The following is a 13,748-nucleotide window of genomic DNA, read 5'->3' on the forward strand; positions in this document are numbered from 1 at the left end:
CGAGGCCGATGTCGTACGACATCGACCTCGTCGTTCCGAGTCGAGCGACCCGCGAGCGCCCCCCCAGGGTCAGCGCGCCGGCACGGCCTCGGCCTCGGCAGCGTCGCCCGCGGCCCGGGCGGCAGCGTCCTGCGCGGCGAACGGCAGGTCCCCCAGGTCCAGGTTCGGGTTCGTGTCCTGCGTGAGCACGAGCTCCTTCGCCTCGGCCTCGGTCTCCACCGCCGGCATCGAACCCGGCAGCGGACGGCGCGAGGACTCCTTCATGCAGAAGACGCCGATCGCACCGACCACGCTCATCGCCATCAGGAAGTACGCCGGGGCGAGCTCGTCCCCGGTCACGGTCAGCAGCGCCTGCACGATCAGGGGCGTGGTCCCACCGAAGACCGCGATGGCGATGTTGTAGGCGAAGCCCATGCCGCCGTACCGCGTCGAGGTCGGGAACAGCGCCGGCAGCGACGCCGCCTGGTTCGACACCCACAGCGCGGTCATCAGTGCGAGCAGCCCGAGTCCGGCCAGCGTGGACCACTGCGCACCGTGCCCGATCAGCATGAACGCCGGCACGACGAGCACCACCGTCGTCGCGGCACCGATCCACATCACGACGCGTCGACCGAGCTTGTCGGACAGCTTGCCGGTGAGCGGGAGCATGACCGCCAGGAGCAGGAGCACCGGGATCGTCAGCAGTGTGCCGTCGAGCGGCGAGTACCCGAGCGAGTCGGTCAGGTAGGTCGGCATGTACGAGGTCAGGGCGTACCCGACGGTGTTCGACGCCGCGACGAGCATGATCGCGATGACGATCGGCCGCCAGTGGTCTCGGACCATCACGAGCACGTTCGCGGGACGCTCCCCGTCGAAGGACGCGCGGGTCTCGGACGCGGCCTCCTGCGCGGCCTGGGTCGCCTGGAACACCGGCGACTCCTCGATGCGCAGACGGAACCAGATCGCGACGACGCCGATCACACCGGCCGCCAGGAACGGGAAGCGCCAGCCGTAGGCGACCATCGCGTCCTCGCCGAGGGTGATCTGCAGCACCGAGACCACGGTCGCTCCGAGCGCGAAGCCCAGGTAGCTGCCGAAGTCCAGGATGCTCGCGAAGAACCCGCGGCGACGGTCCGGGGCGTACTCGGTCACGAAGGTCGTCGCACCGGCGTACTCACCGCCGGTGGAGAACCCCTGCGCCAGCTTCAGCACGACCAGCACGATCGGTGCGAACACCCCGATCGTCGCGTAGGCGGGCAGCGCTCCGATGAGGAACGTCGACGCCGCCATCATGATGAGCGTCGTCGCGAGCACCTTCTGGCGCCCGATGCGGTCGCCGAGACGGCCGAAGACGATGCCGCCGAGCGGACGGGCAATGTACGTCGCAGCGAAGACACCGAGGCTGAACAGGATCTGCACGGCGGGCTCGGCGGTCGGCAGGAAGACCTTCCCCATCGTGACCGCCAGGTAGCCGTAGACGCCGACGTCGTACCACTCCATCGTGTTGCCGACGACCATGCCGCTCACCGCGCGGCGCATCATGCTCTTGTCGACCACGGTGACGTCGCTCTCGCGCAGACGTCGGTGCGGCCGGGTCGGGGTATGGCTGGGATCGGAGCCCATGTCTCTCCTCGAGGATCGTGACGAGCCGGCAGGGACCGGCTCGGGCCGGTGGAGACCGGCTAAGGAACAGCGAGCGACGTTACCGAGCGACCGAAATGTCATTGGCCGGTGATTCCCAGGCAGCGGCGTGTCACCCGAACGGGGGGAGGGCCCGATCCGCATGCGCCTGCGGATCCGGAACGCTGAGTAACGAGGACATAACATCGGCGCATGGCGATCGAACCCGAGACGAAGAGCTGGACCTGGGTCATCGAGGGCACCTGCCCCGAGTGCAGCTACGACGGCACCACGGTGTCGATCCGCGACGTGCCGGGGATCATCGACGCGAACACGACCGCGTGGCCGACCGAACTCGGCCGGGATGACGTGCGCGAGCGTCCCGACGACCACACCTGGTCGGCACTCGAGTACGGCGCCCACGTGCGCGACGTGCACCGGAAGATGACCGAGCGGCTCGCCCTGATTCTCGCCGAGGACGCCCCGACGTTCCCGAACTGGGACCAGGACGCCACCGCGGTCCAGGACCAGTACGGCGAGCAGGACCCGGCCGTCGTCGTCCGGGAGCTCGGCGAGGCCGCACACCGGGCAGCGCGGGCGTTCGACGAGGTCCGTGACGACCAGCTCCAGCGCACGGGGCTGCGGTCGGACGGCAGCACCTTCACCGTCGCGAGCCTCGCGACGTACTACGCGCACGACCCCGTCCACCACCTGTGGGACGTGCGGCGCACGCACTAGGTTCGGGCGTACCTGCCCGAATCGGGCGTACCTGCCGGAATCGGGCGTACCTGCCACGAAGAAACGACCAGGTATGCCCGAAAGCGCCTTCCATCGCGCCCGTTCTGGGAAGGAACGCGCGCCTGCACGCGCCGAGCAGACCGTTCAGGCGAGCGCGTCGAGCAGGGCGCGGGCCGTCGCGGCGTCCGACACCAGCTCGTTGACGAGCCCTCCGCGCACGGCGCCGACGATGCTGCCGACCTTGGCGCTCCCGACGGCGACGCCGACGGCGTGCGGCACACCGGACAGGACCTCGCGTGAGGTCCGGACCATCCGGTCGCTGCCGGGGAACTCGATGGGCGAGCCGTCCGCGGCGTAGAAGTTGAGGCAGACGTCACCGGCGGCGTGGTCGAACGCGGCGTCCTCGACGGGGACGCCCCGCGCCAGGGCGTCGCGCGTCGGGGTCGGCGCCCCGATGCCGAGGATCGCACCCTTCGCCCGGCCCCAGAGCCCGACGACGTGCTGGAAGGCCGGGTCCTCGTCGAGCGAGGACCGCATCGCGGGCGACGGCAGCGCCTGGGCGAACAGGAAGGCGGGGATCGCTCCGGAGTGCTCCGCAGCGGTCCGGGTGATCTCGTTCGTCTGGAACCACGGCATCGGGTCGGCCTGGCCGCCCACCGTCGGGACGAGCTGCACGCCGGGCAGGCTCGGCATGCCGGCGTGTGCGACGTCGTACACCGTGCGGCCCGACGACATCAGGACGGCGTCGCCGGGGACGAGTCCCATGCCCTCGACCGCAGCGGCCAGGGGCGCGGCGAGGTCGGCGCCGAGCGTGGCGGTGTGCGTGACGGCGGCCAGGTGCACCGCTCGGATGCCGAGCACGACCTGCAGCCGTTCGGCGAGCGCGACGGTCTCGTCCTGGAACGGATCGACGACCTCGATGCGGACGAGTCCGGCCTTGCGCGCCTCGGCCACGAGCCGCGACACCGTCGGACGCGAGACACCGAGGCGCGAGGCGATCTCGACCTGGGTGGCGTCCTCGAGGTAGTACATCCGCGCCGCCTGGTACACGGTGTCGAGCGGGAACCGGGTCCGGGCACCCTCGGCGGCAGGGTTCTCGGCGGACATGCGCCGATCGTATCCCCGGCACACCTCAGCGGATCGTGAACCCGCCGTCCACCCGGAGGTCGGCGCCGTTCACCATCGCGCTCGACTCCCCCGCCAGGAACAGCACCGCGGCGGCGATCTCGTCCGGGGTGGCGAAGCGGCCGGTGGGGATCTCGTCCTGGTGCCGGATGCCGTTCTCGTTCGCCCACGCGGCACGGCCGAGGTCGGTGAGCACGACGGTCGGCGACACGGTGTTGACGGTGACGCCGCGACCGCCCCACTCGAGCGCGAGCACACGGGTGAGTCCGATGACGCCCGCCTTCGAGGCGCAGTAGGCGGCGTGCCCGTCGATGCCGACGTGCGCGGCCTGTGAGGCGATGTTCACCACGCGCCCGTACCCGGCGGCGAGCATGTGCCGACCGACGGCCTGGGCGACGCGGAAGGTGCCGGTCAGGTTGACGTCGATCGTCCTCGACCAGGTCTCGGCGGACAGTTCGTCCGCCGGAGCGAGGGCGGCAATCCCGGCGCAGTTGACGAGCACGTCGATGCGGCCGAACTGTGCGACGACGTCGGCGACGGTGCGCGCCACGGACGTCTCGTCCGTCACGTCACAGCCGAACCCGGCATGGAGGCCCGCAGCCGGCAGGTCGGCCGCCGGCAGGTCGGCCGCTGCCGTCGTGGCGCCGTCCGCACGGACGTCGACGATCGCGACCCGCGCACCCCGTGCGGCGAGTGCCCGGGCGATCGCGTTCCCGATGCCGGAGGCGCCGCCGGTCACCACTGCGGTGCGGCCGGTGAAGTCGTTCGTCAGGTCGACGGTGCCCGGGCCCGGGCGCAGGGCTGCGGCGAAGTCGGTGGTGGTGCTGGTCGTCATGTTCGCTCCTTTGCGTCGGGTCGAACCTAACAGAAATTGTGTTCTGGACAAACGTTCTGCGAGGTGTACAGTCGTCGCCGAAGCCATCCAACGAAGGAGCAGCGCATGTCGACGACGACCGAGAACGCGGCCACGACCGCCACCACGACCATCCCCACGACGATGCGAGCCGTCGTCGTCCACGGCCCGGGCGACTACCGGCTCGAGGAACGCCCCGTGCCGACGCCTGGCCCCGGCGAGCTCCTGCTCCGCACCGACGCCGTCGGCATCTGCGCGAGCGACCTGAAGTGCTACCACGGCGCCGCGAAGTTCTGGGGTGACGAGAACCGCGCCGCCTGGGCCGAGACGGACCGCATCCCCGGGCACGAGTTCGTCGGCACGATCGTCTCCGGCGACGACGACACCCTGGCGAAGCGGAAGGTCTCGCTCGGGGACCGCATCGCGTGCGAGCAGATCGTGCCGTGCTGGGAGTGCCGCTACTGCCTCGAAGGCGCGTACTGGATGTGCAACGTCCACGACATGTTCGGCTTCAAGGGCTACGACGGCGCGATGGCCGAGTACGTGCTCGTCCCCGCCAAGGCCCTGACCCACCCCGTGTCGAGCGCCCTGCCCGGTCAGGTCGCCGCGTTCGCCGAGCCGCTGTCCTGCGCGTTCCACGCCGTCGAGCGGGGCGACATCAAGTTCGGCGACACCGTCGTGATCGCCGGCGCCGGACCGATCGGCCTCTCCGCGATCGCCGGTGCCCGACAGAAGAACCCGCTCCGGATCATCGCCCTCGACGTGGTCGAGGCGAAGCTCGAGCTGGCCCGCAAGGTCGGCGCGGACCTGACGATCAACATCGCCGAGGACGACGCCGTCGCCCGGGTCAAGGAACTGACCGACGGGTACGGCGCCGACGTCTACATCGAGGCGACCGGCCACCCGTCCGCGGTCCCCCAGGGCCTCAACTTGCTGCGCAAGCTCGGCACCTTCGTCGAGTACTCGGTGTTCAAGGACGCCGTCTCCGTCGACTGGTCGATCATCTCGGACGACAAGGAGCTCGACGTCCGGGGCGCCCACCTCGGCCCGCACACCTGGCCGGCGGCGATCAAGCTGCTCGAGGCCGAGACCCTGCCGATGTCGGAGATCTGCACGCACCAGTTCCCGCTCGAGCGGTTCCAAGAGGCCCTCGACCTGGTCGGCGACTCCGCCGGCGCGAGCGTCAAGGTCTCGATCCTCCCGTCCCTGCAGGCCTGAGCCCGCCGACCCCTGGAGTCAGCAAGCATGTCAACGACGACACAGCGCGCCACCGGTGCGCCCACGACCCCTCGCGCCGAGGGCCGCCTCGACCGGATGGGGATCCCCCGCCCGCTCGCCCTCGGGTTCGTCGCCGTCCTGGTCTTCATGACCGGGAACGGCGTCGAGTCGAACTTCATCACCCCGCACATGGTCGCGGTCCTCGGCAGTCCCGAGGCCACCGTCGCGACGATCGTGACCTTCTACAGCCTCGCCGCCCTGATCGGCAGCTACGTCTCCGGCGCCCTCTCCGACCTGATCGGGCCGCGCCGGGTGATGATCCTCGGGTTCGCCGTCTGGGTCGTCTTCGAGGTGCTGTTCCTGCTCGCGCTGAACGTCGGCAGCGTGCCGTTCGCGGCCGTCGCCTACGCCGTCCGGGGCTTCGGCTACCCGCTCTTCGCCTTCGCGTTCCTGGTCTGGGTGAACATCACCACCCCGGTCGAGCGGAACGGTTCGGCGGTCGGCTGGTTCTACGTCGCCTTCACGGGTGGCCTGCCGACGCTCGGTTCCCTCTTCGCGATCGGCGCCATCCCGGTGTTCGGCGGCGGCACGATCGGTGAGACCGGCGCGATGGTCGCCTCGATCGGCCTCGTCGTGATCGGGTTCCTCATCATGCTGTTCGGCGTCCGGCTGCCGAACGGGTTCTCCCGCATCGCCCCGGCCGGTGAGAGCGCCTGGCAGGTGCTGACGAGCGGCATCCGCCTGACCGTCACCCGGCCGAAGATCCTGATGGGTTTCCTGGTCCGCCTGATCAACACCGCGCCCGAGTTCGGCATGTTCGTCGTCCTGCCCGCCGTGATCGCGAACGAGCGCGGGTGGGGCCAGAGCCGCTGGCTGCTCATGACCGTGTGCGTCTACGCGACGAACATCCTGGTCAACGCCCTGTTCGGCTGGGTCGGCGACAAGATCGGCTGGCAGCGCACCGTCAAGTGGTTCGGCATCGTCGGGTCCGCCCTCGGCCTCATCGCCTGGTGGTACGTCCCACAGCTCGTCCCCGCCGGGTCGGACTGGGGCTACGTGCTCTCCGTCGTCGCCGGCTGCGTGTTCGGCTGCCTGCTCGCCGGCTTCGTGCCGATGGGCGCGATCATGCCGGCGCTCGCCCCCGAGCACAAGGGCGCCGCGATGGCGATGTACACGACGGCGGCCGGCGGCGCGGCGTTCCTCGGCACCGGTGTGGTCGCCGCGGTCTTCGCGCTCGGCGGTGGCGGTCAGGCCGCGACCTGGACGTTCGTCGGCCTGTACGCCTGCGCGTTCGTGATGATCCACTTCCTCAAGGTGCCGCAGGGCACCCGCACCTCCCACTGAAGGACTCCAGCATGACCACGATCCACGACGCCCCCGACGAGTTCGCCGAGGACCAGCTCGCCGGCTGGCTCGCGCTCTACGCCGACCGCGTCCGCGGCGTCCACGGCGGCGTCGTCACCCTGCCCACCGAGGGCGCAGAACCCCAGGTCGCGGTGGTCGTCGGCGGCGGCTCCGGCCACTACCCCGCGTTCTGCGGGATCGTCGGCCCGGGGTTCGCCACCGGCGCCGTCGTCGGCAACGTCTTCACCTCGCCGTCCACGGCGCAGGTGTACTCGGTCGCCAAGGCGGCCGACCAGGGGAAGGGCGTCGTGCTGTCGTTCGGCAACTACGCCGGTGACACGATGAACTTCGGGCTCGCCGCCGAGCGGCTGCGTGCCGAGGGCATCGACACCCGGATCGTCGTGGTCACGGACGACATCGCGAGCGCCGACGAGGAGTCGAAGCGCCGTGGCATCGCCGGGGACTTCTCGGTCTTCAAGGCGATGGGTGCCGCAGCCGCCGCGGGCGCGGACCTCGACGAGGTCGAGCGCCTCGGCAACGCCAGCAACGCCGCCACCCGCACGATCGGTGTCGCGTTCTCCGGGTGCACCATGCCCGGCGCCACCGAGCCGCTCTTCACCGTGCCCGAGGGCCACCTCGGACTCGGGCTCGGCATCCACGGCGAGCCCGGCATCGAGGACGTCCCACTGCTCCGCGCCACCGAACTCGCGGCGATGCTCGTCGAACGGCTGCTCGCCGACCGACCGGCGAACGCGGGTACCCGGGTCGCCCCGATCCTCAACGGCCTCGGCGACACGAAGTACGAGGAACTGTTCCTGCTCTGGGGCCGCGTGCTCCCGCTGCTGCAGGACGCTGGCCTCGAGATCGTCGAACCCGAGGTCGGCGAACTCGTCACGAGCCTCGACATGGGCGGCTGCTCGCTGACCCTGCAGTGGCTCGACGACGAGCTCGATCCCCTGTGGCGCGCCGACACCTACACGCCGGCCTACCGCAAGGCGGCGGCGCCGATCGCAGCGTTGCTGCCGGCCGACGCCGTGGACGACGCCGAGGACGAGGCGACGGCCGTGCCGGACGCGAGTGATGCCTCCCGGCAGGCCGCGCAGACGGCACGCGACGCGATCGAGGCGATCGACGCGCTCCTGCGGGAGCACGAGGAGGAGCTCGGCCGCATCGACGCCGTCGCCGGCGACGGCGACCACGGACGCGGCATGGTCAAGGGGATCGGCGCGGCTCGGAAGGCAGTCGACCGGGTCGGCCAGGAGGCAGGGGTCGCCTTCGTCCTCGGACGCGCCGGTGACGCGTGGGCCGAGTTCGCGGGCGGCACCTCGGGAGTCCTGTGGGGTGCGGCACTCGAGGCCTTCGGACGGTCGCTGCGCGACGACCGCTCCGCGTACGAGGCGTCCGACGTCGTGGATGCCGCACAGGCCTTCGCCGACTCGATCGTCCACCTGGGCGGGGCGTCCCGCGGGGACAAGACGCTGCTCGACGCACTGCTGCCGTTCGTGGATGCACTGCGGACCTCGGTGACGGCTGGCTCCTCGCTCACCGACGCGTGGCAGGCTGCAGCGGAAGTCGCTCGTGACGAGGCCGACAAGACAGCCGACCTCACGCCGAAGGTCGGGCGTGCCCGGCCGCTGGCGGAGAAGAGCCTGGGGACACCCGACGCGGGTGCCACCTCGATGGGGATGATCCTCACGCGGGTCGGCGAGGTCCTCGCTGCCCGTGCGAACGAACTGGAAGGAACACACGCATGACGTACCGTCTCGTGATCGGCTCGGACGATGCCGGGTTCGACTACAAGGAGATCATCAAGCAGGACCTGCAGGCCGACCCGCGGGTGGCGTCGGTCGTCGACGTCGGCGTCGACGCGGACGGGCACACCGCCTACCCGCACGTGGCCGTCGATGCTGCACGACTCGTCGCGTCGGGTGAAGCCGACCGCGCGATCCTGATCTGCGGCACCGGACTCGGTGTCGCGATCGCGGCGAACAAGGTCCCGGGCATCCGGGCCGTCACCGCGCACGACTCGTTCTCGGTCGAGCGTTCGGTCCTGTCGAACGACGCCCAGGTCCTCTGCATGGGCCAGCGGGTCGTCGGCGTCGAGGTCGCCCGCCGGATGGCGAAGGAGTGGTTGGGCTACGAGTTCGACCGAACGAGCGCGAGCGCCTCGAAGGTCGCTGCGATCTGCGAGTACGACGGCAGCGCGCCGGCCGGCGTCGACGCTTCGGCGTAGGCGCGGCGGCACTCCCGCGGAACCAGGTTCCGGACACAGCACCGTGCATCTGCGCGGTGCTGTGTCCGTTGCGCGGTGTCGAACGGTCAGCTGCGCGCGGCCAAGCGGTGCACGACGGCCTTCGTCGCCTCGTAGAGCTCGCGGTAGTCGCGGTACCCGGGCTCGTAGGCGGCCGTCGCGACGGGGTCCGGCTCGATGACGGTGGCCGGCGGGTTCCACTGCCGGATGTCGACGTCGGCCACGAGCGCTGCCGCCAAGAACGCCGACCCGTACGACGCTCCCACGGTCACCGACGGCACCGTCTGCCGCAGCCCGGTCACGTCGCTCACGATCGTCGGCCAGAGCCGTCCGAGCAACCCGCCGCCCGCCCCCACGAGCTCGCGGACCTCGACCCCGGCCGCACGCAGCACCTCGATGTTGTGCCGGACCGCGTAGGCCGTCGCCTCGAGCGTCGCCCGGTAGATGTCCCCACGCGTGTGCCGCACAGTCAGCCCGGCGATCACCCCGCGCGCGTCCGGATCGGCGATGGGCGTCCGCTCCCCAGCGAAGTACGGCAGCATCAGCAGCCCGTTCGCGCCGATCCCGGCGCACCGAGCCTCTTCGAGCATCGTCGGCCACTCGCCGTCGACCAGCCGACGCAGCCAGTCGGTGATCGCCCCGGAGGTCGCCATCCCACCCGACACGCTCGGCTGTCCCGGGTGCGTCCCGACCGTCGTCCACATGCCCGGCACCGGCGTCGGCTCGGCGGTCGGCGCGATCATGAACATCGTGGTGCCGTACTGCAGGAACATCCGGCCCGGCACCGACTCGCCGACGCTCACGCCCTCCGCCCACGCGTCGATGGTGCCGGCCGTCACGGGGATACCGACCGGGAGGCCCGTGGCCGCGGCCGCCTCGCGCGTCACCACGCCCGCCTGGTCGCCGGACCACAGCAGCCGCGGCAGGGGCAGGCCGGGAGCGAGCTGCTCGCACCACTCGGTGATCCACGTGTTCTCGTGGACGTCGTAGAGCGGCGTGGTCTGGCTGGCCGAGTGGTGGTCGAGGACGTACTCCCCCGTCAGCAGCTCCACCACGCGGGACGCCGGCATCGTGAACCGGACCGCCCGCTCCCAGACGTCGGGCTCGTGCCGGGCGACCCACGCGAGCTTCGCCCCGGCGGCCTGGGTGCTCAGCGCAGAGCCGCAACGGGCGCGGATCGCGTCCTCGCCCCCGAGCTCCGCCGTGACCTCGTCGAGCAGGTCGGCCGTCCGGGTGTCGACGCCGTACAGGACCGCCGGGCGCAGCGGATCACCCGCGTCGTCGGTCAGCAGGACGCAGGGGCCGATGCCGCTCACGCCCACGGCTTGCACGTCGGCATCGGGGACGAGCGCGAGGAGCTCGTGCGTCAACGTCGTGAACTCGTCCCACCACACGGCCGCGTCCATCTCGACCAGTCCCTGGGCCGGACGGTCGACGTCGTGTCGGCGGCTCACCTCGGCGATCACGGTGCCGTCGAACCGGGCCAGCAGCGCCTTCGTGCTCGACGTCCCGATGTCCAGACCGAGCACCGCCCGCATGCCGCCTCCTTCGCCGCCACGCGACCGCCGTCGGTCGCGTCCCGAGTCTACGAACGATCGCGATCCGTCGACGCCCAGCGTCCTGTCGGGGGCCGGACGTACCGTACTCACGACTCCGATGCTCCACGAGGGGAACCCGATGAAGAAGTCAGCCTGGCTGCCAGCAGTCATCGCGCCGGTGGTCGTCGCCGGCGCCGTCGCCGCCCCGATGATCGCGAACGCGGCGAACGACCCGATCGCGGGGACGAACCCGACCGCGGCCGACGTCATCGCCAGCATCGCGAAGTCCTCGGACGCGCAGTACTCCGGCAAGCTCTCGCAGTCGAGCGACCTCGGACTCCCCGAACTGCCGACCGGTTCCGGCGGCTCCTCGCTCGAGGGCGACGCCTCGGACGTGCTCGGGCTGCTCACCTCGTCGCACACCGCCCGCGTGTACGTCGACGGCGCCGACAAGCAGCGCGTGCAGTTGACGCAGCAGCTCGCCGAGCAGGACGTGGTCCGCAACGGGTCCGAGGTCTGGACCTGGGACTCGAAGGAGCGCACGGCCACGCACGTGACCCTGCCCTCCGACACCGCGAAGGACCCGCAGGACGGCGCCACCACGCCGACCGACATCGCCGAGCAGGCCATCGACGCCATCACCCCCAGCACCACGGTCTCGAAGCCGACCGAAGTCAGCGTCGCGGGTCACGACGCCTGGCAGATCACGCTGACGCCGAAGTCCTCCGACACCCTGGTCGGCACCGTCCGACTGGCGGTCGACCAGCAGACCGGGCTCCCGCTGCGCGCGACGATCCAGGCCGCCGGGCAGGACGACCCCGCGGTACAGGTCGGGTTCACGAGCCTCGACTACGGCGCACCGGCCGCACGGCTCTTCGACTTCACGCCCCCGTCGAACGCGAAGGTCACCGAGAAGGACCTGTCCGACGCCGAGCACGGTGCGCACGCGAAGGGCGACCACGCCCGCGGCGCGCACGAAGGTGACGAGCCGACCTTGACGGGCGAGGGCTGGGGCACGATCGCCGAGCTCCCCGCCGGCACGGTGGACCAGTCGTCCCTCGGTGACGAGGCGTCGGGCCTGCTCGGCCAGCTCACGAAGGCCGTCGACGGCGGCCGTGCCGTCCAGACCTCGCTCGTGTCGGTCTACCTGACCGACGACGGCCGGGTCCTCGCCGGCGCCGTGCCGGTGTCGTCGCTGGTCGCCGCCGCGAAGTGAGCGCACCGGAACCCGCGCACACGACGGAACCGGCCGCCGTGGACGCGACCCGTCCGTCCACGGGCACCGAGCTCGCGATCCGCACCACGGGCCTCCAGAAGGTCTTCCGCAAGCAGCGCGCCGTCGACGGCATCGACCTGTCGGTGCCGCGCGGCGCGGTGTTCGGGTTCCTCGGGCCGAACGGCTCCGGCAAGACGACGACGATCCGGATGCTGCTCGGGCTGTCGAGCGCGACCGGCGGCACGATCGAGGTGCTCGGCCAGTCGATGCCGAAGGCGCTCCACCAGGTGCTGCCGCGCGTCGGTGCCCTGGTCGAGGGTCCGGCCTTCTACCCGTACCTGTCCGGGCGCGCGAACCTGCAGCGCTTCGACGCGGCCGACCCCACGTCGGACCCGCGCACCCGCGGGGCCCGCGTGGCCAGCGCCCTCCACCGAGTCGGCCTGACGCACGCGGCGGACAAGAAGGCGCACGCGTACTCGCTCGGCATGAAGCAGCGACTGGGCCTGGCGAACGCCCTGCTCTCCCCGCGGGACCTGCTGGTGCTCGACGAACCGACGAACGGGCTCGACCCGCAGGGCACGCGCGAGGTCCGCAACCTCATCCGGTCCCTGGCGGACGACGGCACGACGGTGTTCGTGTCGAGCCACCTGCTCGCCGAGATCGAGCAGGTCTGCACCCACGCGGCGGTGATGCGCACTGGCAAGCTCGTCGCGCAGGGCGAACTCGACGAACTGCGGTCCGCCGGAGCACGCACCGTGACCGTCCGCACGCCCGACGTCGGGCAGGCCGGCAGCGTGCTGAGCCGGCTCGGGCTCGTCCCCCGGCACGACGGCGGCGCGGACGTCCTGGTCGCCGACCTGCCGCACGAGCTGCTGCCCGAGACCATCACCGCCGAACTCGTCCGCGCCGACGTCCGCGTCCGTGGGCTGACGGTGGGCGGCGGCACGCTCGAGGACCTGTTCGTCGCGCTCACCGGAGAGGGCTTCGATGTCGCTGCCTGACACTGCCCGTGCACTGCCCGATGCCGATGCCGAGGCCCCGCGCCGCCAGCGTCCCTTCGCCCTGCTCGGCTCCGAACTCGCGCTGGTGTTCCGACGTCGCCGCACCTGGGCGATGCTCGGGGCGCTCGCGCTCGTCCCCGTCCTGATCGCGGTCGCCGTGAAGCTGACGACCGACGGCGACGACGGCGGCCCGGCGTTCCTCGGCGACATCACCAACAACGGCCTGTTCGTGGCGTTCACCGCGTTGACGGTGTCGATCCCGCTGTTCCTGCCCCTCACGGTGGGCGTCGTCGCGGGCGACACCGTCGCGGGCGAGGCCAGCCACGGCACCATCCGCTACTTGCTCGTCGCACCGACCGGCCGCGTCCGGTTCATCCTGGTCAAGTTCGCCGGCGCGGTCGCGTTCTGCCTGGCAGCGACGCTGCTCGTGGTGCTCGTCGGTGCGGCGATCGGTGCCGTGCTGTTCCCGATCGGTCCGGTCACCCTGCTGTCCGGCACCCAGGTCGGCGGAGCGTCGTACGCCGGTCGGGCACTGCTCCTCGCCCTCTACGTGGCGATGTCGATGCTCGGACTCGTGGCGATCGGCATGTTCGCGTCGACGCTGACGAACGTGCCGGTCGGGGCGATGGCCGCGACGGTGGTGCTGGCCGGGGCCTCCCAGGTCCTCGACCAGCTCCCCCAGCTCGACTGGCTGCACCCGTACCTGTTCTCGCACCAGTGGCTGGGGTTCGGCGACCTGCTCCGCGACCCGATCTCGTTCGACTCGTTCGGGTCGAACGCACTGCTGCAGCTCGGCTACGTCGTCGTGTTCGGCGCGCTGGCGTACAGCCGGTTCGCCTCGAAGGACATCCTGAGCTGAGCCCGA

General features: G+C 71.3%; 12 protein-coding genes. 8 read left to right on the forward strand and 4 right to left on the reverse strand.

Annotated features, from left to right (window positions below):
* Positions 1–69: 69 nt before the first annotated feature.
* On the reverse strand, positions 70–1,602 hold the full coding sequence (locus EDF31_RS08200; protein WP_123338750.1) for an MFS transporter: 1,533 nt from the start codon (positions 1,600–1,602) through the stop codon (positions 70–72).
* 210 nt (positions 1,603–1,812) lie between these two features.
* Between EDF31_RS08200 and EDF31_RS08205 the strand changes: the two genes are divergently transcribed.
* Entirely contained in the window at positions 1,813–2,337 is a 525-nt protein-coding gene (locus EDF31_RS08205; protein ID WP_131845781.1) for a DinB family protein, read from the forward strand.
* Positions 2,338–2,481: 144 nt separating this feature from the next.
* Here the strand turns inward: EDF31_RS08205 and EDF31_RS08210 are convergent, their stop codons facing one another.
* Both EDF31_RS08210 and EDF31_RS08215 read right to left on the reverse strand, forming a co-directional pair.
* Positions 2,482–3,444: a sugar-binding domain-containing protein gene (locus tag EDF31_RS08210; RefSeq protein ID WP_111084401.1), complete on the reverse strand. Its 963-nt coding sequence runs from the start codon at positions 3,442–3,444 to the stop codon at positions 2,482–2,484.
* A 25-nt stretch (positions 3,445–3,469) separates the two neighbouring features.
* Entirely contained in the window at positions 3,470–4,297 is an 828-nt protein-coding gene (locus EDF31_RS08215; RefSeq protein WP_131845782.1) for a GolD/DthD family dehydrogenase, read from the reverse strand.
* 105 nt (positions 4,298–4,402) lie between these two features.
* Here EDF31_RS08215 and EDF31_RS08220 point away from each other — a divergent pair, with 105 nt between their 5' ends.
* The 4 genes from EDF31_RS08220 to EDF31_RS08235 are packed head-to-tail and all read left to right on the forward strand — an operon-like array spanning position 4,403 to position 9,110.
* Positions 4,403–5,533, forward strand: a complete 1,131-nt coding sequence (locus EDF31_RS08220) for a zinc-binding dehydrogenase (protein ID WP_123672438.1) — start codon at positions 4,403–4,405, stop codon at positions 5,531–5,533.
* A 27-nt stretch (positions 5,534–5,560) separates the two neighbouring features.
* Positions 5,561–6,877, forward strand: coding sequence for an MFS transporter (locus tag EDF31_RS08225; protein ID WP_207896131.1), 1,317 nt, complete (start codon positions 5,561–5,563; stop codon positions 6,875–6,877).
* Positions 6,878–6,888: 11 nt separating this feature from the next.
* Positions 6,889–8,631: a dihydroxyacetone kinase family protein gene (locus tag EDF31_RS08230; RefSeq protein ID WP_131845783.1), complete on the forward strand. Its 1,743-nt coding sequence runs from the start codon at positions 6,889–6,891 to the stop codon at positions 8,629–8,631.
* Positions 8,628–9,110 carry a ribose-5-phosphate isomerase gene (locus EDF31_RS08235; RefSeq protein WP_131845784.1) on the forward strand — a complete coding sequence of 161 codons (483 nt, stop codon included), beginning with the start codon at positions 8,628–8,630 and terminating at the stop codon, positions 9,108–9,110. The genes EDF31_RS08230 and EDF31_RS08235 overlap by 4 nt, the downstream gene beginning before the upstream one ends.
* 86 nt (positions 9,111–9,196) lie before the next feature.
* Here EDF31_RS08235 and EDF31_RS08240 read toward each other — a convergent pair whose 3' ends face one another.
* Positions 9,197–10,666 (reverse strand): FGGY family carbohydrate kinase, encoded by a 1,470-nt coding sequence (locus EDF31_RS08240; protein WP_131845785.1) that lies wholly within the window; start codon positions 10,664–10,666, stop codon positions 9,197–9,199.
* Positions 10,667–10,805: 139 nt separating this feature from the next.
* On the opposite strand from EDF31_RS08240, the gene EDF31_RS08245 reads away from it, so the two are divergent.
* The 3 genes from EDF31_RS08245 to EDF31_RS08255 are packed head-to-tail and all read left to right on the forward strand — an operon-like array spanning position 10,806 to position 13,742.
* The gene (locus EDF31_RS08245; RefSeq protein WP_165901368.1) at positions 10,806–11,882 is read left to right on the forward strand and encodes a sigma-E factor regulatory protein RseB domain-containing protein; all 1,077 of its coding nucleotides are present in this window, start codon (positions 10,806–10,808) and stop codon (positions 11,880–11,882) included.
* Positions 11,883–11,920: 38 nt separating this feature from the next.
* Positions 11,921–12,883, forward strand: a complete 963-nt coding sequence (locus EDF31_RS08250; protein ID WP_131845787.1) for an ATP-binding cassette domain-containing protein — start codon at positions 11,921–11,923, stop codon at positions 12,881–12,883.
* Entirely contained in the window at positions 12,870–13,742 is an 873-nt protein-coding gene (locus tag EDF31_RS08255; RefSeq protein WP_185094234.1) for an ABC transporter permease, read from the forward strand. Before EDF31_RS08250 ends, EDF31_RS08255 begins: the two co-directional genes overlap by 14 nt.
* Positions 13,743–13,748 lie beyond the last annotated feature (6 nt).

Source organism: Curtobacterium sp. PhB142 (assembly GCF_004341255.1).
Taxonomy (GTDB): domain Bacteria; phylum Actinomycetota; class Actinomycetes; order Actinomycetales; family Microbacteriaceae; genus Curtobacterium.

What these genes read in the sequence shown, in the direction of transcription:
- EDF31_RS08200 (WP_123338750.1), bottom strand. Translation starts at nt 1,602, where the DNA reads ATGGGCTCCGATCCCAGCCATACCCCGACCCGGCCGCACCGACGTCTG.
- EDF31_RS08205 (WP_131845781.1), top strand. Translation starts at nt 1,813, where the DNA reads ATGGCGATCGAACCCGAGACGAAGAGCTGGACCTGGGTCATCGAGGGC.
- EDF31_RS08210 (WP_111084401.1), bottom strand. Translation starts at nt 3,444, where the DNA reads ATGTCCGCCGAGAACCCTGCCGCCGAGGGTGCCCGGACCCGGTTCCCG.
- EDF31_RS08215 (WP_131845782.1), bottom strand. Translation starts at nt 4,297, where the DNA reads ATGACGACCAGCACCACCACCGACTTCGCCGCAGCCCTGCGCCCGGGC.
- EDF31_RS08220 (WP_123672438.1), top strand. Translation starts at nt 4,403, where the DNA reads ATGTCGACGACGACCGAGAACGCGGCCACGACCGCCACCACGACCATC.
- EDF31_RS08225 (WP_207896131.1), top strand. Translation starts at nt 5,561, where the DNA reads ATGTCAACGACGACACAGCGCGCCACCGGTGCGCCCACGACCCCTCGC.
- EDF31_RS08230 (WP_131845783.1), top strand. Translation starts at nt 6,889, where the DNA reads ATGACCACGATCCACGACGCCCCCGACGAGTTCGCCGAGGACCAGCTC.
- EDF31_RS08235 (WP_131845784.1), top strand. Translation starts at nt 8,628, where the DNA reads ATGACGTACCGTCTCGTGATCGGCTCGGACGATGCCGGGTTCGACTAC.
- EDF31_RS08240 (WP_131845785.1), bottom strand. Translation starts at nt 10,666, where the DNA reads ATGCGGGCGGTGCTCGGTCTGGACATCGGGACGTCGAGCACGAAGGCG.
- EDF31_RS08245 (WP_165901368.1), top strand. Translation starts at nt 10,806, where the DNA reads ATGAAGAAGTCAGCCTGGCTGCCAGCAGTCATCGCGCCGGTGGTCGTC.
- EDF31_RS08255 (WP_185094234.1), top strand. Translation starts at nt 12,870, where the DNA reads ATGTCGCTGCCTGACACTGCCCGTGCACTGCCCGATGCCGATGCCGAG.